At 66.1% G+C, this 23,002-nt stretch carries 16 protein-coding genes and 1 tRNA gene; 13 read left to right on the top strand and 4 right to left on the bottom strand.

The window, feature by feature from the left end; translation table 11 throughout:
* Window positions 1-118 precede the first annotated feature (118 nt).
* A complete protein-coding gene (locus QX051_RS01565) occupies window positions 119-1,459 on the bottom strand; it encodes an ABC transporter substrate-binding protein (protein ID WP_315774762.1) in 1,341 nt (446 codons plus the stop codon).
* Window positions 1,460-1,964: 505 nt separating this feature from the next.
* Here QX051_RS01565 and QX051_RS01570 point away from each other — a divergent pair.
* Complete coding sequence (locus QX051_RS01570; RefSeq protein ID WP_315775297.1) at window positions 1,965-2,609, top strand: Spy/CpxP family protein refolding chaperone; 645 nt, start codon at window positions 1,965-1,967, stop codon at window positions 2,607-2,609.
* A 431-nt stretch (window positions 2,610-3,040) separates the two neighbouring features.
* The gene (locus tag QX051_RS01575; protein WP_315774763.1) at window positions 3,041-4,324 is read left to right on the top strand and encodes a hypothetical protein; all 1,284 of its coding nucleotides are present in this window, start codon (window positions 3,041-3,043) and stop codon (window positions 4,322-4,324) included.
* 115 nt (window positions 4,325-4,439) lie between these two features.
* Here QX051_RS01575 and QX051_RS01580 read toward each other — a convergent pair.
* A tRNA-Ser gene (locus QX051_RS01580) sits at window positions 4,440-4,529 on the bottom strand.
* Window positions 4,530-5,460: 931 nt separating this feature from the next.
* On the opposite strand from QX051_RS01580, the gene QX051_RS01585 reads away from it, so the two are divergent.
* The gene (locus QX051_RS01585; RefSeq protein ID WP_315774765.1) at window positions 5,461-6,381 is read left to right on the top strand and encodes a septal ring lytic transglycosylase RlpA family protein; all 921 of its coding nucleotides are present in this window, start codon (window positions 5,461-5,463) and stop codon (window positions 6,379-6,381) included.
* 75 nt (window positions 6,382-6,456) lie between these two features.
* Here QX051_RS01585 and QX051_RS01590 read toward each other — a convergent pair whose 3' ends face one another.
* Window positions 6,457-11,652, bottom strand: coding sequence for a beta strand repeat-containing protein (locus tag QX051_RS01590; RefSeq protein WP_315774767.1), 5,196 nt, complete (start codon window positions 11,650-11,652; stop codon window positions 6,457-6,459).
* 1,026 nt (window positions 11,653-12,678) lie between these two features.
* Between QX051_RS01590 and QX051_RS01595 the strand changes: the two genes are divergently transcribed.
* The 4 genes from QX051_RS01595 to QX051_RS01610 all read left to right on the top strand — a co-directional run bounded on the left by QX051_RS01595 (window position 12,679) and on the right by QX051_RS01610 (window position 15,026).
* Window positions 12,679-13,221: a phage tail protein gene (locus QX051_RS01595; RefSeq protein ID WP_315774769.1), complete on the top strand. Its 543-nt coding sequence runs from the start codon at window positions 12,679-12,681 to the stop codon at window positions 13,219-13,221.
* 129 nt (window positions 13,222-13,350) lie between these two features.
* Window positions 13,351-13,878 (top strand): phage tail protein, encoded by a 528-nt coding sequence (locus QX051_RS01600; RefSeq protein ID WP_315711949.1) that lies wholly within the window; start codon window positions 13,351-13,353, stop codon window positions 13,876-13,878.
* 62 nt (window positions 13,879-13,940) lie between these two features.
* Entirely contained in the window at window positions 13,941-14,489 is a 549-nt protein-coding gene (locus QX051_RS01605) for a phage tail protein (RefSeq protein WP_315774770.1), read from the top strand.
* A gap of 18 nt (window positions 14,490-14,507) precedes the next feature.
* Complete coding sequence (locus QX051_RS01610; protein ID WP_315774771.1) at window positions 14,508-15,026, top strand: GNAT family N-acetyltransferase; 519 nt, start codon at window positions 14,508-14,510, stop codon at window positions 15,024-15,026.
* Here the strand turns inward: QX051_RS01610 and QX051_RS01615 are convergent.
* On the bottom strand, window positions 15,023-15,976 hold the full coding sequence (locus QX051_RS01615) for an alpha/beta hydrolase (RefSeq protein WP_315774772.1): 954 nt from the start codon (window positions 15,974-15,976) through the stop codon (window positions 15,023-15,025). The genes QX051_RS01610 and QX051_RS01615 overlap by 4 nt on opposite strands.
* 164 nt (window positions 15,977-16,140) lie before the next feature.
* On the opposite strand from QX051_RS01615, the gene QX051_RS01620 reads away from it, so the two are divergent.
* The 6 genes from QX051_RS01620 (at window position 16,141) to QX051_RS01645 (ending at window position 22,853) form a co-directional block, all read left to right on the top strand.
* Window positions 16,141-17,400: a D-alanyl-D-alanine carboxypeptidase family protein gene (locus tag QX051_RS01620; RefSeq protein ID WP_315774773.1), complete on the top strand. Its 1,260-nt coding sequence runs from the start codon at window positions 16,141-16,143 to the stop codon at window positions 17,398-17,400.
* Window positions 17,401-17,404: 4 nt separating this feature from the next.
* Window positions 17,405-18,085 (top strand): dTMP kinase, encoded by a 681-nt coding sequence (tmk, locus tag QX051_RS01625; protein ID WP_315774774.1) that lies wholly within the window; start codon window positions 17,405-17,407, stop codon window positions 18,083-18,085.
* Window positions 18,082-19,122: a DNA polymerase III subunit delta' gene (locus tag QX051_RS01630; protein WP_315774775.1), complete on the top strand. Its 1,041-nt coding sequence runs from the start codon at window positions 18,082-18,084 to the stop codon at window positions 19,120-19,122. The genes tmk and QX051_RS01630 overlap by 4 nt, the downstream gene beginning before the upstream one ends.
* A gap of 70 nt (window positions 19,123-19,192) precedes the next feature.
* A complete protein-coding gene (metG, locus tag QX051_RS01635; RefSeq protein WP_315774776.1) occupies window positions 19,193-21,265 on the top strand; it encodes a methionine--tRNA ligase in 2,073 nt (690 codons plus the stop codon).
* Window positions 21,265-22,056 (top strand): TatD family hydrolase, encoded by a 792-nt coding sequence (locus tag QX051_RS01640; protein WP_315774777.1) that lies wholly within the window; start codon window positions 21,265-21,267, stop codon window positions 22,054-22,056. The genes metG and QX051_RS01640 overlap by 1 nt, the downstream gene beginning before the upstream one ends.
* The gene (locus QX051_RS01645) at window positions 22,053-22,853 is read left to right on the top strand and encodes an MBL fold metallo-hydrolase (protein WP_315774778.1); all 801 of its coding nucleotides are present in this window, start codon (window positions 22,053-22,055) and stop codon (window positions 22,851-22,853) included. The genes QX051_RS01640 and QX051_RS01645 overlap by 4 nt, the downstream gene beginning before the upstream one ends.
* The last annotated feature ends 149 nt before the right edge of the window (window positions 22,854-23,002 follow it).

The raw sequence follows: 23,002 nt of genomic DNA on the forward strand, positions 1-23,002 counted from the left end.
AAGGCTCCTCGTGATGTCCCCTGCGACGGCGGGGTCCTCACTGGATGGGGAACACTGACAAGGTGAAAGGAGGCGGCCCGCCTGCTGAAGCGGACCGCCGGCGTTGCTTCAACATGCCTCAGCTGCGCATGAAGCCTTCGCACTCGCCTTCGGCCCAGGCGAGGGTCGATTCCATCTTCTCGCCCTGGGCGTAGCGCAGGCACATCTTGGTCATCGTCGCCTGCGCATAGATCTGCTGCGCGATCTTGGGCGGAGCAGGGGAGGCTGCGATCGACAGCGTCTGGTGATTATAGGGGTTGGGATAGTGATAGAGCGTCCCCTTCGGCGGTCCCTCCTCCTGCCACACCTTGAGCGTCGTCAGCTTCTGATAGGCCGGCAGATCGTAGCCGCCGCTCGCCGCCACCATCTTCTCGATCGATGCCGGCTTCGACAGGTGCACGATCAGGCTCTTGGCGGCCTCCTTGTTCTTGGAGAACGACCAGATGCTCCAGAAGTAGGGCAGGAACGGCGCGAAGCGGCCCTTGGGGCCGGCCGGGAAGCCGTGGGTCCAGCATTGCTCGGCGATCTGCGGCGCGTCGCGCTTGGCCACCGCCCAGGCGCTCGGCGGATTCATGATCATCGCGCCCTTGCCCGAGACCAGCCATTTGTTGTTCGATGCGTCGTCCCATGAGGCGACATCCGGCGGCAGTGCCGCGATCAGCCGCTTGTAGAACTCGAGCGCCTGGCGCACGGCATCCGTCTTCACCGTGACATCGCCCTTGGCATTCACCAGCTCGGCGCCATACGCCTGGAAGAACGCGCCGGCGGAGTCCACGCTATCGGTGGTTTCGCCGAGCCCGATGCCGAACGGCACGCCAGCCTTCTGGCAGGCCTCCGCCGCTTTCAGGAAGGTCTCTGTGGTCCAGCTGTCGGCCTTCGGTGGAGAGCCGGCCGGATACAGCTCCTGCACGTCGATGCCCGCATGCTTCTTCATGAGATCGATGCGGGTGCAGGGGCCCTTGATCTGACTGCCGACGCAGGCCGGCACGGCGAGCCATTTGCCGCCGGACTGTCCGAGATATTTGACGGTGCCGTTGACCTCGCCATTCTCCTGGATGATCGGCCCCATGATGTCGTTGACCGGCTCCAGCAGTTCGGCATGCGCATGCGGCCACCAGGTCGGCATGGCGATCAGATCGTGGCCGGACTTCGCGGCGCCCTCGGCGGCGATCGTCAGCTCGATCTTCTTGCCCTGGCTGGTGATGTAGTCGATCTGGACCTCGACCTTCTCCTTGGCGGCCCACTCGTTGACGAGATCGGTCGAGGCCTGGTTGGCGCCCGGAACCCAATGGTCCCAGAAGCCTATCGAGAGCTTGCCGGCGGCGTAGGCACCGCGCACATAGGGCGCGGCAATCATGACCGCCGAGGTGGCAGCGGTCGCAGCAACGAATTGTCGGCGGTTCAGCTTCCTCCGTGACATGGCGTTCCCTCCCTGGTGAGCCAAGCATTCTGTCGATGCGAATCCGATTTGTTAGTTGTTGCGTCGCGTCATGCGCGCATGGATTTCGCTTGGGTGCAATCAGAGCAGAATTGCGAGCGGCTGTCGAGAAAGCAGGTGAGGCGAATCCTTGAACTAATGGCGGGCACAATTCGTCGCAGGTCCGTAACTGATTGCATCGCAGCGCTGAGCGCTGCAGTGCAAGGCGCGTCCCCGGCAGAGCAGGAAGCAGAGCAGGAAGCAGAGCAGGAAGCAGTCTAGCCGAACGCGTTCGATGCATCGCACTGCATGCGGCCGATGGACTTGCGCGTTGCGGCAACGATAGAATTCGTTGGAATCATGGCCGTCACGACCAGCGACTGCGCGCGACGGTCGGACGTGTTGCACGGAGCCTGAACTGATGATGACGAGCCCCGCCGGCATTTGGCGCCGGTCTTTCCGGTGCATCGCAATAGGAGTGTCAATAGGCCTCATCGGCCTCGCGGGCCTGCCACGTCAGCTTGGCGCGCAGGGCCTGTTCAAGGGCGTCGAGCAGGGCGCGCGCGAAGGCAACAAGGCGGCGGGGCCGGTCGGCGGTGTGCTCGGCGGCGCGATCGGCGGTGTCGTCGGCGTGGTTACCGGCGTGACCGGGGCGTTCACCGGCAACAGCGGCCAGCAGAGTACGCAGCCTGAGGCACCGCCGGCCGAGGGCAGGAAGGCGAAGCCTTCCAAGGCGACGAAGACGGGCAAGGTCGCCAAGGCGACGCCGCTGCTGACGCAGCCGGGCGTCCCGCAACTCACGGCCGAACAAATCGTCGCCAACAGCGACAGCAATATCGAGCGCCTGAAGACCGGGCTGAACCTGACGGAAGAGCAGGCGAAGAACTGGGGTCCATTCGCCGACGCGATGCACGCGCTCGGCCGCAACGGCGCGGATCGACTCGAGCTGCGCATCGCGCGGTCGAAGCGCGATCCGCCGGATGACATCGTCGAGCAGATGCGCAACGAGGCTCAGTTCCTGGTCGATCGTGCCGCCGACCAGCGCGCGGTGGCCGACACGTCGGAACCGCTGTTCACCAGCCTCGACGACAAGCAGAAGCAGATCTTCATCGACGAGATGGTGCGCCTGAGTCGCGAGCGCGGACTGGACTAGCTCAACGGAGCTGGCGTCGTCGGGGCTGCGCCCGTTGGCAGCAGCGGCGCCTGCGGCATGCCGTGACGCATGACCACCGCGGTCGCGCCGCATCACGGTACATTAATACCCTAGGAATGGCAATTGGTCGCGTTGACGGCATGGTCGGGAGAAAGCAGGCTCCGCGGCATGCACATTTATCGGGCATGAGCGGGCGCGGCTCGCGCAACGTGCCGGCCACCATCGCTGCCTCTGCAACCGAATTGCGATGCAGGTTTGATGTACATTGCAATTGTATTACATGGAGAGCCGGGAGCCGGCAGGGCGGCCTTCGCAGGCGTGCTGAATCGCAGCAGCGATCGGGCGGCAGACGATCAGCAGGCCGTTCGGCTCGATGTCTTGGAGGATTATTGTTGTCGAGAGTGCGACTGCGCCGGTGGATCGAGAACCGATTGGGGATTGGCACCGCCAGCACCGAAAGCCGCCTCGATGCGGACGTGAAACGCTTCGTCGATGCGCTGCAAGCGGAGTTGGTCGCTGCGAAGGACGAGTCCGAGCGGTACAGGCGCATCACCGAAGAGAGGGGCGTGATCATGGGCCGCCTGCGCGACGAGCGGGACGGCTACAGGCTGGAGTGGGAGGCGGCGTCCGCGGAGCTTCGCCGGCTGGCGCGTAAGCGCCTGGCCGTGGTCTCGGACAATGGAGCGACGCGCCCCTCCGGCAATGGCCGCGACGCGGCCCTGAGGAATTCTCCACCTTCCACGCTGCGGGTGCTGTGCGTCGGCACCGGCCGGGACGGCACGACGTCGCTGACGCGGATGATGCAGGAGGTGTTCGACAACCAGGGCAACGGCGACAGGGCCGTGCACGAATGGGCGTCGAGCGAGCTCAATGAGCTGTTCTGCCAGCTCAAGGAAACCAACGATCCCAGCTTCGCGGATCAGATTCGTCAGACGATCCTCGATTGCCCCCATGCTTGCGTCGTCGGCAACGGCTACGCGGCCGTGCTGCCGATCATCGCCGAGCTCCTCGGCGATCAGGTCACGCTGGTGCATCTGCGCCGGCGCGACCGGGCGGCGTGCATCGCAAGCCTGGTGGAGAATGCCGAGCTGTCGCCGCAGAACCACCTCTACTACGCCGATTCGCCGGCCGCGCGTCGCAAGCGTCCGACCGCTTTCCACTTCGGAGAGATGTCGAGGCAGCAATGGATGGATCTGTCGCTGGCCGACAAGTTCGGCTGGTACTACGACAAGACCCACGCCTTGATCGAACGCTACAAGAGCCTGTTCCCGAACACGCTCTCCGTCGATACCGAGGATCTCAACGCGGACAACGTGCGCCTCGCGCTGGCCCAAGCGGCCGGCAGTGCCGAGGCGCCGCGCGCCTTCCACGTCAACCGGTTCGTCGATCTGCGCCACGTGCCACCCGATCGCCGCAGCTTCGTGCAGCGGTTGCTCGGCCAGCTCGATGTCCAGAAGCTCGCCCATGACGACCTGTACGGGCTGCGGCAGGTGCTCAACGAGATGATCTATCATCTCTCGCATTTTCCCGACGCGGCACCGGGCGCGCTGGATGAGCTGCGTTGGACGCTCAGCGAGATGCACGGCCTTCTCGACAACCGCATCCGCGACGTTCGCGAACTGATGGAGCGGGTCGGCGTGCCCCCCGAGACCGCCGGCGCCGTGAACGGCCACCGCGCGCCGCAGGCAAGCCATGGGGCGCACCCTGGTCGTTGACCGGGCGCGCGGCTCTGAGCAGGGGGGCTGCGGGCGCGCTCGCCAGCGCTGTGCGCGGCCAGCCGATCCATCGGGTCCCGGATCAGCGGCAAGTTCGGGGACGTGGAAGGAGACTTGGCGGAAGGGGTGGGATTCGAACCCACGGTACCCTTGCGGGCACGCCGGTTTTCAAGACCGGTGCCTTAAACCACTCGGCCACCCTTCCATCCGGCGTCGTGTCCGGGACGTCGGCGACGTCCACGCCACGGCAGCGCGGTAGCGACGCGATCCTTGTTTAGGGTGCTGGCTTGCGGCTCGTCAACGGCGCATTCACGCCTGCCCGAACGGCATCAGCTCAAAGCCCGCGGCTTAGCGGAGTGCGAAAACCATCAGACCCGAGCACAACACTGCCGTGCTCAGCGCTGCCAGGGCGAGAAAGCTGCTCGAAAGCAAGTCCGGACGTCCAACGTCTTGACGTCGTAGGTATGGGTATCGCATGGGCCACCTTCTACAGCTGGGCTGCCGGTCCGACCTCACGTCGATCGGAAGAAGCGGAGGACCGGACGAAGAGCGGTCTGAAAGATCTGTTGGTCGAAACTGCCGGCTTCAGGGATGTTCCTGAAGTGTCGTTATTGAAGCGGACGAAATCTTTGAAGCGGACGAGAGCCGACCATGACGTCGGCTGTCCGATCCGTCCGGAATCAGGCCCGCGAGCGGACCCCTTCAAACGCATGAGCAAGGAAGATCCCGGCGCCAACCAAGCCCATCACTGCCGTCATTGCTTCGATCATAGCGAACACACCCTGTTGCGCCCCACGTGAAGCAAACGACGTGCAGCCCTGCACAGTCAAAATGATTCAGGTCCCGGGAAATGAGAACACTCTCAAGTGAGGATTTCACGCAACATATGTGTCCAAAAAGGTGCACTCGCAACGAGGAGGCGGGGCGGAGCGCACGCTTAGGCGTCTATCGTCCTCGTCACAACCGCCGGAAAGCTCCGGTTAACCACGGCGGGGCCTACCCCATTTCCGCCGTGTTCGGGTTGCGTTATCCTTGTGCGTTGAGTTGCGGGGGACGCGACTCGCGGGGACAAGCGCGCGGCGCGCGGGGCTGATGGGATGGCCCAGCTGCGACCGGCACATTGGTAATTGGGGTCGATGGGGATTGGTCAAACAGATCCGGTCGAGAGAGCGGTGCGCGGTGCCGTCGCCGTCCTCGCCTGCCTGATGGTCGCGAACTGCGCCTCGTCCAACAAGTTCGCCAGCAAGGTCGATCCGAAATACGGCGTGTCGTCGAGCCCGCGCGTCGTCGGATTCGGCGAGCCGGTGCCGAAGGGCGGCGGCGTCTACCGCATCGGCAAGCCCTACACCGTGGCCGGCAAGACCTACGTCCCGGAAGAGGACGCCAACTACCGCGCCGAGGGCATGGCGTCCTGGTATGGCGATGATTTTCACGGCCGCCTGACTGCCAATGGCGAGGTCTTCGACATGACGTCGCTGACGGCCGCCCATCCGACATTGCCGCTGCCGAGCTACGCCCGCGTCACCAATCTCGCCAACGGCAAATCGCTCATTGTCCGCATCAATGATCGCGGGCCATACCACGGCAACCGGCTGATCGACGTCTCCAACAAGGCGGCCGATCTGCTCGAGTTCAAGGGCAACGGTATCGCCAAGGTGCGGGTGGAGTATGTCGGCCGCGCCCCGCTGGAGGGCTCCGACGACGTCCAGTTGATGGCGACCTTGCGCACGGGCATCCCGGCGCCGGCACCGTCCCTGGTGCGCGTCGCCTCGGCCAGGCCGTTCGTGCCCGAGATGGGCACAGGCCGTCCGATTCGCGGCGAGATCCCGCTGCCCGAAGGGCGCCCCTATACGCTCGGCAACGGCTCGGCTGATCTCGCCTCGATCGGCGCGACCTCGGAAATGTCGGCGTCCAGCAGGACGCGGGGCCGCAACCTCGAGAACCCGCGCGCTGTGTCCTACGACCAGGACGGCCGCTACGTCTCGCAGGGCAGGGCAGAGCCGAACGACGGCGCCAACGAGGCGCGCGACATCATGAGCGGCCGCGGCCTGTACTGAACTCCGCCAAGCACGGCTTGTTCACGTGAACCGCCCCATGCCGGGGCGGTTTTGATTCCGGCGATCAGCAAAGCTTTATTGGGCCGAGAACGGCACGCGCGCTCTCGCCGAGTAGGTCCAGACGCGGGTGGTGCTGCCGATGCCGCCCAACTCGGCGCCGAGCCCGACGCTGGCGCCGCCCTGAGTCCTGATGCCGAGACCGCCCGTGGCGCGCGCCGACCAGCCCTGCAGCAGCGGGGTCGAGGCCAGACCGGTGCCGCCGTTGGCGAGCGTGTTGGCATCCTCCTTGTTGAAGTAATAGTCGCCATACATACCGACGAACGGCGTCAGCACGATGCCGCTGTCGAACCAGGCCACCGGGTAGGCGGCTCTCAGGCCACCGGAGGCGCGGCCGCTGGCGAAGTCATTGGTGCCCTGCCGGGTGCCGAGCGAATCGGTATACGCATTCTGGTGCTCCCACAGCGCGTAGACCTTGGCCGAGGGCTCGAGCAGGAAGCCATAGGCCTTGTACATGCCCGTCAGTCCCGTCGACGCCATCCAGCGCTCGCCGTTGAAATTGCCCTGCGCCGTCCCGGCCGTGCCGTTATAGCCAATGCCGGAATAGGCGACCGTCGCATCGTAGCGGAGTGTCGGCAAGATCTTCCAGCCGAGATAGGCGCCAACCGTCCAGCCGTCTCCCTTGAGCTTCCCGTTGATATCCTGCTCGGTATAGCTGAAGGTCTCATACCCGCCGAGCACGCCGATCAGGACATTCGGCGTCGCCTTGTAGGTCAACCCCATCAGCGCGTTGATCTGCTGGCCGTAGAGCGAGGTTTGGCTTGCCTGAGTGACACCGAACGCGCTGGTCGTGCTCCAACGGTCGATGTTGGTGCCACGCACATCGGCCCAGAGCAGCCACTGCTTGTCCTCGTGCCATTTTGGCAACGCCTTCTCCGGCGTCTGCTGGTCGATCGCTGCGAAGGCATTGTCGATGCGCGACCGGCCACGGGCGGATCTGCCGCCCGGGCCGGGGTTTCCGCCACGGTCTGTAAAGGCGCTGCTGCCCGAATTGGCCGAGCTCGGGACCGCCGCGGCGTCGTCCTGGTCCCGCGGGTCAGCCGAGAAATTGAAGCGCATGCGGCCGTTGCTGGGCGTCACGAACGCGCCGCCATCGTTGAAGCCATCAGCGATGGCATCGTCGATCGCCCCGGAAATGGCCTGGCCTGAGTTCTGCGCCACCATCTTGGTGACGTTGAGCTGCAACGCGCGAAGCCTGACGCTGTCGAGCGGAACGTTCACGGTCTGCGCAAGGCCGGGTGAGGTGCTCGCCGCAAAGGTTGGGCTGCCGGTATAGCTTGCGATGATGGTGTGGCTGCCGACCGCCAGCGCGGATGTGGTGAAGGCCGCAACGCCGCCGCTCAGCGTCGCTGTTCCGATCGGTGTGCCGTTGTCGCTGAACGTCACCGTGCCCGTCGGCGTTCCACCCGACCCTGTGACCGTTGCCGTGAACGTCACGGGTTGACCGCCCTGGCTCGGGTTCTGCGACGAGCTCAGGGTTGTCTGCGTCGTCGCCGACAAATAGGTGAACCGGTCCGCGACTGAGGTCGCGGACGTCTGCCCGTTGTTGGTCACGGTCACATCGACCGCCCCGGTGCCGGGGGGCGAGGTGGCCGTAATCGAGGTCGCGGAATTGACGGTGTAGCTCGCCGCATTGACGGCGCCGAACTTCACGCCTCCCGCACCGGTGGTGCCGGCGAGGCCGGTGCCGGTGATGGTGACCGTGGCGCCGCCGGCCGCGGGGCCTGACGTCGGCGAGATCGATGTCACGGTGGGCGCGCCGATATAGGTGAACTGGTCAGCCGCCGAGGTCGGCGAGGTGCCGCCGGCGGTGGTGACCCTGACGTCGACCGTACCGGTCCCCGCTGGCGATGTCGCGGTGATCGAGGTGGCCGAGTTGACCGTGAAGCCGGTCGCGGCGGTGGCGCCGAAATTCACCGCGGTCGCCCCCGTGAAGCCGGTGCCGGTGATGGTGACCGAGGTGCCGCCGATCCCAGGTCCGGAGGTTGGTGCGACCGAGGTGACGGTCGGAGCTGTCGTATAAGTGAATTGATCGGCCGCAGAGGTGGCCGAAGTGCCGCCCGCGGTGGTCACCCTCACATCGATCGTGCCGGTGCCGGCGGGCGCGGTCGCGGTGATCGAGGTGGCCGAGTTGACCGTAAAGCCGGTCGCCGGCGTCGCACCGAAATTGACCGCTGTGGTGCCCGTGAAGCCGGTGCCCGTAATGGTCACCGACGTGCCCCCCGCCAACGGCCCGGCGGTCGGCGCGATCGACGTCACGGTCGGTACCGGCGAGTAGGTGAACTGATCGGCGGCCGACGTCGCCGAGGTGCCGCTCGGGGTGGTCACGCGGACGTCGACGGTGCCGGTCCCCGCCGGTGAGGTCGCCGTGATCGAGGTGGCCGAATTGACCGTGAAGCCGGTCGCCGGTGTGGCGCCGAAATTGACCGCGGTCGCCCCTGTGAAACTGGTGCCGGTGATGGTCACCGAGGTGCCGCCGGCGACAGGCCCGGATGTCGGCGAAAGCGAGGTCACGGTCGGCGGGCCGATATAGCTGAACTGGTCGGCCGCCGAAGTCGCCGAGGTCCCGCCTGCAGTGGTGACCCTGATGTCGGCGGTGCCGGTGCCGGCCGGCGAGGTCGCGGTGATCGAGGTGGCCGAGTTGACCGTGAAGCCGGTTGCAGGCGTGGCGCCGAAATTGACAGCGGTGGCGCCGGTGAAGTTCGTGCCTGTGATGGTCACCGTGGTGCCGCCAGCCGCCGGACCTGACGTCGGCGAGATCGAGGTGATGGTTGGTGCGGGGATGTAGGTGAACTGGTCGGCCGCAGAGGTCGCCGAGGTGCCGCCGGCAGTCGTGACGCGCACGTCGACGGTGCCGGTCCCGGCCGGCGAGGTCGCGGTGATCGAGGTCGCCGAGTTGACCGTGAAGCCGGTCGCCGGCGTGGCGCCGAAATTCACGGCCGTTGCGCCGCTGAAGTTTGTGCCGGTGATCGTTACCGAGGTGCCGCCGCCACCTGGCCCCGAAGTCGGCGAGATCGAGGTCACCGTCGGCGCGGCTACAAAGGTGAACTGGTCAGCGGCACTGGTTGCCGACGTTCCGCCGACGGTCGTGACGGTCACGTCGACAGTGCCGGTCCCGGCCGGCGACGTTGCCGTGATCGAGGTGGCCGAGTTGACCGTGAAGCCGGTCGCGGGCGTCGCACCAAAGTTGACGGCGGTCGCACCGCTGAAGCCGGTGCCGGTGACGGTCACCGTCGTGCCGCCGGTCGTCGGGCCTGCCGTTGGCGAAATCGACGTCACGGTCGGCGGGCCGACGAAGGTGAACTGATCCGCTGCCGACGTCGCCGAGGTGCCGCCCGCGGTGGTGACGCGGACGTCCACCGTGCCGGTCCCGGCGGGCGAGGTCGCGGTGATCGAGGTCGCCGAGTTGACCGTGAAGCCGGTCGCCGGCGTCGCGCCGAAATTGACAGCGGTGGCGCCGGTGAAGTTCGTGCCTGTGAGTGTCACCGTGGTGCCGCCAGCCGCCGGACCTGACGTCGGCGAGATGGAGGTGACGGTCGGTGCGGGGATGTAGGTGAACTGGTCGGCCGCAGAGGTCGCCGAGGTGCCGCCGGCGGTGGTGACGCGCACGTCGACGGTGCCGGTGCCGGCCGGCGAGGTCGCCGTGATCGAGGTGGCCGAGTTGACTGTGAAGCCGGTCGCGGGCGTGGCGCCGAAATTGACAGCGGTGGCGCCGCTGAAGTTTGTGCCGGTGATGGTCACCGAGGTGCCGCCGGCACCAGGGCCCGATGTCGGCGAGATCGAGGTCACCGTCGGCGCGGCAACGTAGGTGAACTGATCAGCGGCACTGGTGGCCGACGTTCCGCCGGCGGTCGTGACGGTCACGTCGACCGTACCGGTGCCGGCCGGTGAGGTTGCGGTGATCTGGGTGGCGGAGTTGACCGTGAAGCCGGTCGCAGGCGTCGCGCCGAAATTGACCGCCGTCGCTCCGCTGAAGCCGGTGCCGGTGATCGTGACTGACGTGCCACCGGTTGTCGGGCCTGCGGTCGGCGAGATCGAGGTCACGGTCGGTACCGCGACATAGGTGAATTGATCCGACGCCGATGTGGCCGAGGTGCCGCCTATCGGAATCGTCACCCGGACATCGACCGTACCGGTCCCAGCGGGCGAGGTCGCGGTGATCGAGGTGGCCGAGTTGACCGTGAAGCCGGTGGCAGGCGTGGCGCCGAAATTGACCGCGGTGGCGCCGGTGAAGTTCGTGCCGGTGATGGTGACCGTCGTGCCGCCGGCCAACGGCCCCGAGGTCGGCGAGATCGAGGTCACGGTCGGTGCGGGGATGTAGGTGAACTGGTCGGCAGCCGAGGTGGCCGAGGTGCCACCGGCTGTCGTGATGCGGACGTCGACTGTGCCCGTTCCCGCTGGCGACGTCGCGGTGATCGAGGTCGCCGAGTCGACCGTGAAGCCGGTCGCCGGCGTGGCGCCGAAATTGACCGCGGTGGCCCCGCTGAAGTTGGTGCCGGTGATGGTCACCGTAGTGCCGCCGGCGCCGGGGCCCGAGGTCGGCGAGATCGAAGTCACGGTCGGTGCGGGAATGTAGGTGAATTGATCGGCGGCAGACGTGGCCGATGTTCCGCCCACAGTGGTGACGGTCACATCGACGGTGCCGGTCCCGGCCGGCGACGTCGCGGTGATCTGGGTGGCAGAGTTGACCGTGAAGCCGGTCGCAGCCGTAGCGCCGAAATTGACCGCGGTCGCGCCGCTGAAGCCGGTGCCGGTGATGACGACAGATGTACCGCCGGAGCCGGGGCCCGATGTCGGCGCGATCGACGTTACCGTGGGCGCGGCCACATAGGTGTATTGATTCGCCGCCGCCGCCTGGGATGGGGCGCCATTGGTGACCGTCACATTGACGGTGCCCGCCGACCCGGCCGGCGCGACCGCCGTGATCTGGGTGTTGGAGTTGACCACGTAGCTCGTCGCATTGTTCGAACCGAACTTCACGCCGCCGGCGCCGGTGGTCCCCGTGAATCCAGTGCCGGTGATGACGACCGAGTTGCCGCCCGCGGTCGGGCCGGAACTCGGTGACAATGCGGTGACGGAGAGGCTGGGCGTGACGTTCGAGAGCGAGATGGTCAGGCCACTATCGGTCGTGCCGAACGTGCCAGTGCCAACATCAGTCGTCGACGAATAGTTCAGAATGATCGTGTCGGAGGTCGTCGGCGGCGCCGTCGTCATCGTCAGATTATAAGTTACGTAGTAGGCATTGCCGTTATTGGGATCAATCGTCTCTATCGGCGTGATCGTGTAGACGCCCCCATTCGAACCAGCGATCGATGCGGACGTGTCGGATCCGGCCCCTGTAATCGGGAAACCAGTATTTGTGTCAGTTCCGCACGCATTGTACAGGCCGCTGTTGGCGATTCGATTGTATTGTGTGCCCGTTTTCGGCACGAGCGTCGCGCCGGGACCGGTGGCGCCATTGACGCTGAATGTGATCTGCGAGTTCAGCTGAATGCTCGTCGACACCGTCAATGCGGACACTGCCGTGCAATTGGCAGCCCAGGCGTCACTTGCAGCAAAGGATACGAGGCCCACGACTGCCGAGACCACTGCCGAGACGACGGCGTAGCGCCGCGCGCCGGCTTTGCCGGGCCGGGAGGCAGAGGCTGTCGCATGGGAGGACGGGCGTGCCGGCGGTCTGTCGAGCGAGAAGCCGAAAGCGTGGGCGAATGCGTACCCCATGGCACGGACCACCATCCAGATCCCGGCAGTGAGATTCACGACGCCCCCTCGCGGCCCGTCCTCGAGCTGGATGATGCCGCTGCAAATTCTTTGATAAAAAATTCGACTGTTATCGTGTGTATTAGGTCGTTTGCGTGCATTAGGCCGTGACGGTGCGCGGCGAGCAAGCAGGCAGACGATTGTTCCCGGCAAAACCCAGCCATCGCGAGCACTTTTCGACCGTCAGTTGCGGCTCGGCAACAGGGCAGTGTGTGGTGGAACCGCCTGGGCCCGCCGCGCCCTCCCGCAGCAGCGCCGGTTGCGTGGCAGCCGACTGAGCGGCGCTCGCTGCGCGAGCGACACCGCCAGAAGTTGTTGCTCGTGATGACTGCGCGTGCGGGCTTGACTGTGCCGGTTCCGCCCACTAACAATCTTTGCGAGCAAATGCATCGTGACGCACTGCGTTTTCAACCCACCGCGCGTCAATATTCCGCGCTTCAATGAAATGGCGATCCATCGCCTGATGGAAGAGGGGGGAGCATGCCGTTACAGCCCATCCTGGGTCAGATCATGCCCTTTGCCGGCACGACGGTGCCGAGAGGGTGGGCGCTGTGCAACGGCGCGCTCCTGGCAATCCCGACCAATCAGGCGCTGTTTTCATTGCTCGGGACGTACTACGGTGGTGACGGCGTCAGGACCTTCGGGCTCCCCGACTTGCGCGGCCGCGCAATTCTCGGGTCCACCGGCGGCAGCGGCACCTTTCCTGCCGGCATGACCAGCGGCACGGTTTCGGTGACCCTGAACGCACAGCAGCTTCCAAGCCATAACCACATCGTTTTGGCATCGACAGCGCAGGGAGCCGGACGAGGCGCTTCGGCGACCAACAATCTGTTCGGCACCAACACCATTCCGCCGGCCGGCCCAAAGTCTATTTTCGTGACCGCAGGCAGCGGCGAGGTGCCGCTGGCGCCGGGCACGAATGTCCTCAATGAAGGCGGCAATCAAGCTCATAACAACCTGCAGCCGTACCTGGTCATCAACTACATGATTGCGCTCAACGGCGTCTTTCCGTCTCGCGACTGAGACTTCGACCGCGAAGCGTTCAGCTCCAGCAAACCGCTTCCATGATTGAGCTTTCCCGAACTGCGCTTCGTGAGAGGCGACACGTTCCCGACATTGATTTGCAATCGATACTTGAAAGGGACTTCGGCGATGTCAGACCCCTTTATCGGCGAAATCCGGCTGTTCGGGTTTCCACGGGTGCCGGATGGCTGGCTGGCCTGCAATGGACAAAGCCTGGCGATCGCACAATACGATACGCTCTATGCCATCATCGGCACCACCTATGGCGGCGATGGCGTGCAGACCTTCAATGCGCCCGATCTGCGCGGCCGGGTGCCGATTGGCCAGGGGCAGGGACCGGCTCTGCCGCTCTATGTGCTCGGCGAGATCGCCGGAGAGGACGGACACGTCCTGATCGAGAACGAGATGCCCGCGCATAGCCACGCGCTGATGTCGTCGACCGTCACGGCGGAAACGCAGACGCCGGGTGCGACCGTTCACCTGGCGACGGCGTCAGCGGGAAATCTGTACGCGCCGGCAGCAGACGCCGCGCCGTATGAGACGATGGCGGCCGGCGTCGCGCTTGCAGGCAACAGTTTGCCGCACAACAACATCATGCCAACGGTCGTGGGCAACTACTGCATCTGCTTCGCCGGCATCTTTCCGTCATCGGGCTGATCGCGCCTCGTCCTACGCGCGTCGGCAGATTTCACGCTTCACTGGATTTGAGGAGAGACCACGTGTCGGACCCGTATATCGGCGAAATCCAGGCCTTCCCGTTTACCTTTGCTGCTCAGGGCTTCAACCAGGCTTGGCTGCCATGCTTCGGCCAGTTGGTGCCGATCCAGCGATTCACACCCCTGTTCGCGTTGATCGGCACCGCCTTCGGCGGCAATGGGACCAGCAATTTTCAACTGCCCAACCTCAGCGGCTGCATCACCAACAGTCAAGGCGACGGTCCGGGCCTTCAGCCACGCGTGATCGGCGAATCGATCGGGAGCAGCACGGTCGGCCTGATCACCAGTGAGATGGCGGCGCACACCCACGGTCTGCAGTTGGGGAGCAAGACGGCCGCAAATGCGGCGCCTGGTCCGGGAACGGCCGGGACCATGGCCGCCATCGATCCCATCTTCAATGGTTTCGTGCCGCTGCCGAGCACCACCACGCTCGCACCGAACGCCATGACGTTGACCGGGCAGGGCATTCCCCATGACAACACGCAGCCGACCCAGGCGCTGATCTGGTGCATCGCCTATGCCGGCATCTACCCGTCGTTCAACAACTCCTGACCGGTGAGCTCGGTCGGCGTGACGACGATCGAATCCGAGATAGTCTCACGCGACGCCCGATTGCGGCTGCGGCTTGCCGAGGCCGCCGACGAGCCGTTCCTGCACAATCTGTTCAAATCCGTCAAAGGCGTGCAACTTGCCGCAGCCGGCTTGCCGCCTGCTATGCTCGACCTCGTGCTGGCGCAGCAATATCGCGCACAGGTCGAGGGCCATGCGGCGCAGTGTCCTGCGGCGCAATCGCTGATCATCCTCCGTGACGGCGCGCCGGTCGGGCGGCTGCTGCTCGACCGCGCGGCGCAGAGATGGCACGTGGTCGATCTCGCGCTGCTGCCGGGCGCGCGCAACGCGGGTGTCGGACGCGAGATCATGCAGGCGGTCGCCACGGCGGCACGGGAGCAGGGCGCCGAGGTGCTCTCGCTCGCGGTCGCGACGACGAATGAGGACGCGATAAGGTTCTACGTCCGGCTTGGCTTCCGCGACGTCGCGGACGAGGCGACGGCTTCGCATCGCATGATGGAGCGGTCGCTCGCGTGCTAGCGAGCAGGAGCCACCTCGCGCAGGAACGCAATCAGCGCCGCATTCACCTCGGCAGCGCATTCCTGCTGGATCCAGTGCCCGGCGCCGTCGACGATCAGCTTGCGCCGGAGATCCGGCAGCACGCGCGTCATCTCCTGAACGCGCTTGGCACCGATGATCCCGGTCACGACCGCGTCCGCGCTGCCGGCGATGAACAGCGACGGCTGGCGGATCTGCGCGTCCTGCCACGGCGCGGTGAGCTCCCAGTTGCGATCGATGTTGCGGTACCAGTTCAGGCCGCCGCGAAAGCCGGAAGCGCGATAGGCCGCGATAAACTCCGCGAGATCGGCCTCGCTGAGCCACGCCGGCAGAGCGAGATCCGGCGTCACGTCGCCGAGAAAGCCTTTGTCCGGTGCGACGAACAGCGACTGCGGATCGGAGAAGCCGCGCGCCAGCATGGCGCGCATCGTCAGCGCCACGTCGCGCTCGAGCTCGGCCTCGGCCGCGCCGGGCGTTTGAAAATACTGCCAGTAGAAATTCTCGATGCCGCCGGCGCGGAGCGTCTCGAGCGGCCGGCTGCGGCCGCGGAACGGCGGCGGCACGCTCAGTCCGGCAACGGCCCTGAACAGGTCCGGTCGGAACAGCGCCGCATGCCAGGCGACCGGCGCGCCCCAGTCGTGGCCGATGATGACGGCCTGGCGCTCGCCGAGCGCCCCGACCAGTCCGACCACGTCTCCGACCGCGTCGAAGATGGTGTAGGCGCCGATGTGGTCAGGCGCCTGCGAGCGGCCGAACCCGCGCATGTCGGGCGCCACGACCCGATAGCCCGCAGCGGCAAGGGCAGGGATCTGGTGCCGCCACGAATATGACAGTTCGGGCCAGCCGTGGCACAGCACGACAAGCGGGCCTTCGCCCTGTTCGCGCACGAACAGCTCGATTCCGTTGGCCTTGATGATCCGCGTCGATGACACCGTTTCCCCCTTGATTGCTCGACCTTTGATTGCCGGCCCAGGACGTATCGCACCGCGCGAAAGGCCGTGCAAATCCACGGGAGAGCGGTCTGATCCGCGGGATTGCCGAGTTGTTTGCGCCCCCCGCAGCTGCTAGATTCCCAGTGCGCTCCAGAGCTTAGCCGATGGATTTCATGACCTTACCGCTGCGTCGCGCCGGTTTCACGTCCGGACGGACGACGCGTGCGCTCATCGCCTTGGCCGTGGCGGTTGCCGTCGGCTGGAGCGGTGCGCTTTTCGCTGCCAACCAGAGCGTCCAGGGCGCGCGCAAGGAGGATGGCGGCTTCGACGGCGATGCGCCGACCGCGATCCTGATCGAGGCCAACAGCGGCAGTGTTCTGTTCGAGAAGAACGCGGACGAGCTGCGCGCACCCTCCAGCATGATGAAGCTGATGACCGCCGAGGTGGTGTTCAACGCCGTCAAGGAGGGCACGATCAAGCTCAATGACGAATACCGCATCAGCGAGAATGCCTGGCGCCGGGGCGGAGCGCCCTCCGGCACCTCGACGATGTTCGCCGCGCTCAACAGCAAGGTGTCGGTGAGCGACCTCCTGCACGGCGCCATCATCCAGAGCGGCAACGACGCCTGCATCGCGCTCGCCGAGGGCATGGCCGGCAACGAGAAGATCTTCGCCGCCGACTACATGACCAAGCGGGCGCGCGAGCTCGGCCTCACCAAATCGACCTTCGCCAATTCCAACGGGCTGCCGGATCCCGGCAACAAGATGACGGTTCGCGAGCTTGCCATGCTCGCCCGGCACATCATCCTGGATTTCCCGGAGTTCTATAAGATCTTCGGCGAGAAGGAGTTCACCTGGAACAAGATCCGGCAGCAGAACCGCAACCCGCTGCTGAACGCGATGGAGGGCGCCGACGGCCTCAAGACCGGCTACACCAAGGAAGGCGGCTACGGCATGGTCGGCTCGGCCGTGCAGAACGGCACGCGGCTGATCGTGGTCGTCAATGGCCTGGAGGATTCCGAGGACCGCGCCACCGAGGCCAAGAAGATGCTGGAATGGGGCTTCCGCAATTTCGAGACCCGCACCCTGTTCGCCGCGGAGCAGCCGATCGGCTACGCCAAGGTGTTCGGCGGCGAGAGCCGCTCGGTCAAGCTGTCGAGCCCGGTGCCGGTCAAGGTCATGGTGCAGAAGAACGGCGGCGACAAGCTGATCGCCCGCATCGTCTACAGTGGCCCGGTCAGGGCTCCCGTCGAGCCCCGGCAGAAGGTCGGGGTTGTCAGGGTTTGGCGCGGCCCCAATATCGCCATGGAGGCCCCTGTCTATGCTGCGGAAGCGGTGGGCAAGGGGTCCACGATGCGGCGTGCGATCGATGGGGTCAGCGAGCTCGTGATCGGGATGTTCCGCGCCGGGGCCGAGAAGCTCTAGAGACATGGCGGAAGCAGCTTTGAAACGTGGTCCTGGCCGCGGCCGATTCGTCACCTTCGAGGGCGGCGAGGGCGCCGGAAAATCGACGCAGATCAAGATGCTGGCGGACCATCTGCAGAAAGAGGGTGTGCGCCTGGTCCTGACCCGCGAGCCCGGGGGCTCACCGGGCGCGGAGATCATGCGCCACCTCGTGCTGTCGGGCATGGGCAGGCTGCTGGGCCCGGAGGCCGAGACGCTGCTGTTTGCCGCCGCGCGCGACGACCATGTCCGCAACGTGATTCTGCCGGCGCTGAACCAGGGCAGCTGGGTGCTGTGCGATCGCTTCTTCGATTCGACCCGGGCCTACCAGGGCAGCCAAGGCAAGGTCGCGCCGGACGTGCTCAATGCGATGCAGCGGGTGACGATCGGCGACCTCAAGCCGGATCTGACCCTCATCCTCGATGTTCCCGTCGAGATCGGTCTCAAGCGTGCCGGGGCGCGGCGCGGCGCCGGAACCCCGGACCGGTTCGAAGGCGAAGACATCAAGTTCCACAAGGGGCTGCGCGAGGCCTTTCACAAGATCGCCGCCGAGGATCCCCGGCGCTGCGTGCTGATCGACGCGACGGCGAGCGCGGAGACCGTCTCGCAGCTCGTTTGGGACGCCGTGCGCGAGCGCCTGTTCACGGAAGTGGCGGCGGCGTCATGAGCGCACGCAAGGTCGAGCCGGAGATCGCGGTCCGCCATCCACGCGAAACCACCGCCTTGTTCGGGCATCGCGACGCCGAGGCGGCGCTGCTTTCCGCCTACCGCAGCGGACGGATGGCGCATGCCTGGCTGATCGGCGGCCCACAAGGCATCGGCAAGGCCACCTTGGCCTACCGCATGGCGCGCTTCGTGCTGGCCCACCGCGATCCCACCACCGCCGAGGTGCGTGCTGCCGATTCGTTGTACGTCGATGCGGAGGACCACGTCGCGCGCCTGATCGCCTCCGAGGCCCATGGCGGGCTGCTCACCTTGGAGCGCTCGGCCAACGACAAGGGCGTGCTGCGCACCGTCATCACTGTGGACGAGACCCGCGAGACGATCTCGTTCTTCGGCTCGACGGCGGCGGTCGAGGGCTGGCGGGTGTGCATCGTCGACACCGTCGACGAGCTCAATCCCAACGCCGCCAACGCGCTGCTCAAGATCCTCGAGGAGCCGCCGCAGCAGTCGCTGTTCCTGCTGGTCAGCCACGCACCGGCGCGGGTGCTCGCCACCATCAAATCGCGCTGCCGCCGGCTGGCGCTGCGGGCGTTGTCGACCGACGACGTCGTCAGCGCCGCGGCCGAGGCCACCGGAATGGACGGAGCCGATCCGGCGCTGCGCGAGGCCGCCAGGGCTTCCGAGGGCAGCGTCGCGCGGACCCTGATGCTGTTGGGCGGCGACGGGCTGCAGCTGCAGACCCGGACCGCCGCGCTGCTCGCGAGCCTGCCCCGGATCGACCCGGGCGAGCTGCATGCCCTGGGCGATGCGCTCGGCACCAGCGACCGCGTCGCGCTGGCGAGCTTCCTCGACAGCATCGAGCGCTGGGTGGCGGAGCGGCTGCGCGCCGCAGATCCCAACGCGGAACTGCCGCGCCTTGCACGGCTGGCGGAGGTATGGGAAAAGATCGTCCGCGCCGCGCGCGACACCGAATCCTATAATCTGGAGCGAAAACCGCTGGTTTTCTCGGTGTTCGGGATGCTCGCCGAAGCCACGCGGTAACCGCGCCGACCATCATCCCGGGATCATCAGGATCAATCCGTCGACCGACGTCGTCAAAGAGGAATTTGCCGTGGCGAAGGCCAACAAGACCACCGTGAAGAAGGGTAAGCCCGCGGGCAAGAGCGCCGCGAAGAAGGCTGCCGCCAAGGTGCCCGCGAAGGGCAAGGCCAGCGCGGCCAAGGCGAAGGCGGCGAAAGCGAAGGCAGCGAAGGACAAGGACGCCAAGACCGCCAAGTCCAAGACGGCGCCCGCGAAAGCCAAGAGCAAAGCCCCGGCGGCGAGTGCGGTCAAGAAAGCTTCGAAGAGCGCCGTCAAGAAAGCTGTGAAGGCGCCAGCCAAGAAGGCCGCGACAAAGCCTGCCGCACCGCCGGCCAAGAAGACCGTCGCCAAGCCCGCGGCAGCAACGAAAAAGCAATCGGCAGCGAAGAAGCCCGCCGCGACGAAACAGCCGGCCGTGCCGAACAAGGTCGCGCCGACCATCGTTGAAGCGCCGAAGCCGCCACGCGCCGCGGAGCCGAAGGCACCGCGCAAGCCGAAGGTCGAGGCCGTGGTCGTCGAGATCGACGAGGTCGTAGCGCAGGTCGCCGCAGCGCCGGTCGTCAAGAACACCTTCTACGTCACGACCGCGATCGCCTATCCCAACGGCAACCCGCATATCGGCCACGCCTATGAGGCGATCGCGACCGACGCCATCGCGCGCTTTGCGCGGCTCGACGGCAAGGACGTGTACTTCCTGACCGGCACCGACGAGCACGGGCTGAAGATGGTGCAGACCGCGCAGAACGAGGGGCTGACGCCATCGGAGCTGGCGACCCGCAACGCCGGCCGCTTCCGCGACATGGACGAGCGGTTGAACGTCTCGTTCGACCGCTTCATCCGCACCACCGAGCCCGCGCATCATCGCTCCGTCCAGGCGATCTGGAACCGCATGCGCGAGAATGGCGACATCTATGCCGACAGCTATGCCGGTTGGTACTCGGTACGCGACGAGGCCTATTACGCCGAGGACGAGACCGTCGTCGGCGAGGACAACGTCCGCCGCGGACCGCAGGGCACGCCGGTCGAATGGGTCGAGGAGAAGAGCTATTTCTTCCGTCTGTCGGCCTATCAGGAGAAGCTGCTGGCGCTGTATGAGAGCCAGCCCGATTTCATTGGGCCGGACGCGCGGCGCAACGAGATCATCAGCTTCGTCAAGGGCGGGCTGAAGGACCTGTCGATCTCGCGCACGACTTTCGATTGGGGCGTCCGGGTGCCGCATGACGACGAGCACGTGATGTATGTGTGGGTCGACGCGCTGACCAACTACATCACCGGCGTCGGCTTTCCCGACGAGAGCGATGCGAACTGGAAATACTGGCCGGCCGACGTGCACGTCATCGGCAAAGACATCATCCGCTTCCATGCGGTGTACTGGCCGGCGTTCCTGATGTCGGCCGGCGTGCCGGTGCCGAAGCGGGTCTATGCGCACGGCTTCCTGTTCAACAGGGGCGAGAAGATGTCGAAATCGGTCGGCAACGTCGTCGACCCGTTCAATCTCGCCGACCAGTATGGCGTCGACCAGCTCCGCTACTTCTTCCTGCGCGAGGTGCCGTTCGGCCAGGACGGCAACTACAATCACGAGGCGATCGTCGCGCGCATCAACGCCGATCTCGCCAACGACCTCGGCAACCTCGCGCAGCGCTCGCTGTCGATGATCGCAAAGCAGCTCGGAGGCCAGCTGCCGGAGCCCGGCGAGTTCTCGGCCAACGACAAGGCGATCCTGGCGGAGGCCGACGCGATGATCGGCGCCGCACGGAAAGCCATGGCGACGCAGCAGATCCACCAATGGCTCAATGCGGTCTGGTCGGTCGTGGCCGAGGCCAACCGCTATTTCGCGGGTGAAGCGCCCTGGGCACTGGCGAAGACCGACCCGCCGCGCCAGCACACGGTGCTCTACGTCACCGCCGAGGTGATCCGTCAGGTCGCGATCCTGACCCAGCCGGTCATGCCGGCAGCGTCGGCAAAGCTGCTCGACAGCCTCGGCATCCCCGAGGACGAACGGAATTTCGCGCAGCTCGGCGGCGAGGTCAGGATTGCGGCCGGGACGCAGCTGCCGGCGCCCCAGGCGGTGTTCCCGCGCTACATCGAGCCGACGGCGGCGTGATGCTGGTCGACAGCCATTGCCATCTGGACTTTCCGGATTTCGCCGACGATCTGGATGGCATCGTCACGCGTGCCGCCGCCGCCGGCGTCGGCCGCTTGGTGACGATCTCGACGCGGGTGCGGCGGCTTCCTGAGCTGCTCGCCATCGCCGAGCGTTTCGACAACGTCTTCTGCTCGGTTGGCACCCATCCGCACAACGCGGACGAGGAGGACGGCATTCCGGCCGAGGAGCTGATCGCGCTGACGCGCCATCCCAAGGTGGTCGCGCTCGGCGAGGCCGGACTCGACAATTTCTACGACCACGGCTCTAAGGACGCCCAGGAGCGTGGTTTTCGCGCGCACATCGCGGCGGCGCGCGCCACCGGCCTGCCGCTGGTGATCCACACCCGGGAGGCCGACGAGCAGTGCAGCCGCATCCTCGACGAGGAAATGGCGCGCGGACCTTTCAAGGCCGTGCTGCATTGCTACACCGGCGGGCGTGAGCTGGCGATGAAGGCGATCGATCTCGGACTGCACATCTCGTTCACGGGCATCGTGACGTTCAAGAAGTCCGAGGCATTGCGCGCGCTCGCCGCCGAGGTGCCCGCCGACCGCATCATGGTCGAGACCGATGCGCCATATCTGGCGCCCGGCAAGTTTCGCGGCAAGCGCAACGAGCCCGCCTACGTCGTCGAGACCGCGAAGGTGCTGGCAGACGCGCGCGGCGTCTCGCTCGAGGAGTTCTCGCGCCAGACCACCGAGACCTTCTTCAAGCTGTTCTCGAAGGTGCCGCGGCCACAGGAGGCTGCATGACGCTGACGCTCACAATCCTCGGCTGCGGCTCCTCCGCGGGCGTGCCGCGCCCGGCGCTCGGGTGGGGCGCCTGCGATCCGAACAATCCCAGGAACCGCAGGCGGCGCTGCTCGCTACTGGCCGAGCGCCGCGGCGCGCATGGCGTCACCCGCGTCGTGATCGACACCTCGCCCGATCTGCGCGAGCAGCTGATCGACACCGAGGTCGATCACATCGACGCGGTGTTCCTGACGCATGAGCATGCCGACCAGACCCATGGCATCGACGATCTGCGCTCGGTGGTGATGCATCAGCGGCGGCGCATTCCGGTCTATCTGAACCAGTCGACCGCCAAGGACATCATGCACCGGTTCTCCTATTGCTTCATCTCGCCACCGGGCAGCGACTATCCGCCGATCCTGACCCAGCATGCGATCGAAGCCGGCGAGACCCAGGCGGTGGAAGGCAAGGGCGGCGAGCTGAAGCTGACGGCGTTCCTGGTCCAGCACGGCAACATCCCCGCGCTCGGCTATCGCATCGGCGATGCCGCCTACACGCCGGACCTCAACGACATCCCCGAGGAGAGCTGGGGCGCGCTGGAGGATCTCGACCTCTGGATCGTCGACGGCCTGCGCCCTGCCTCGCATCCGAGCCATTTCTCGGTCAACGACGCGCTCGCCTGGATCGAGCGCTTCAAGCCGAAGCGCGCCGTCATCACCAACATGACCGCCGATCTCGACTACGAGGTGCTGCGCCAGAGCCTACCCGATGGCGTGGTACCGGCGTATGACGGCATGCGACTGGAGCTGGATTCGTAGGGTGGGCAAAGGCGCGGCCGCGCTCTCTCCCCATGCGGGATTGCGATGGCGCCGTGCCCACCATCTTGCTTCTTGAGTCCGCCGCCCGACGGTGGGCACGCGGCGCCTAACGGCGCCGCTTTGCCCACCCTACGCAGCGACTATCATGT

It is taken from the genome of Bradyrhizobium sp. SZCCHNR1053 (genome assembly GCF_032381235.1).
Classification (GTDB): domain Bacteria; phylum Pseudomonadota; class Alphaproteobacteria; order Rhizobiales; family Xanthobacteraceae; genus Bradyrhizobium.

Excerpts from the sequence above, each read along its gene's own strand:
- QX051_RS01565 (WP_315774762.1), bottom strand. The coding sequence starts at position 1,459 with ATGTCACGGAGGAAGCTGAACCGCCGACAATTCGTTGCTGCGACCGCT.
- QX051_RS01585 (WP_315774765.1), top strand. The coding sequence starts at position 5,461 with ATGGGGATTGGTCAAACAGATCCGGTCGAGAGAGCGGTGCGCGGTGCC.
- QX051_RS01590 (WP_315774767.1), bottom strand. The coding sequence starts at position 11,652 with ATGACGACGGCGCCGCCGACGACCTCCGACACGATCATTCTGAACTAT.
- QX051_RS01595 (WP_315774769.1), top strand. The coding sequence starts at position 12,679 with ATGCCGTTACAGCCCATCCTGGGTCAGATCATGCCCTTTGCCGGCACG.
- QX051_RS01600 (WP_315711949.1), top strand. The coding sequence starts at position 13,351 with ATGTCAGACCCCTTTATCGGCGAAATCCGGCTGTTCGGGTTTCCACGG.
- QX051_RS01620 (WP_315774773.1), top strand. The coding sequence starts at position 16,141 with ATGGATTTCATGACCTTACCGCTGCGTCGCGCCGGTTTCACGTCCGGA.
- tmk (WP_315774774.1), top strand. The coding sequence starts at position 17,405 with ATGGCGGAAGCAGCTTTGAAACGTGGTCCTGGCCGCGGCCGATTCGTC.
- QX051_RS01630 (WP_315774775.1), top strand. The coding sequence starts at position 18,082 with ATGAGCGCACGCAAGGTCGAGCCGGAGATCGCGGTCCGCCATCCACGC.
- QX051_RS01640 (WP_315774777.1), top strand. The coding sequence starts at position 21,265 with ATGCTGGTCGACAGCCATTGCCATCTGGACTTTCCGGATTTCGCCGAC.
- QX051_RS01645 (WP_315774778.1), top strand. The coding sequence starts at position 22,053 with ATGACGCTGACGCTCACAATCCTCGGCTGCGGCTCCTCCGCGGGCGTG.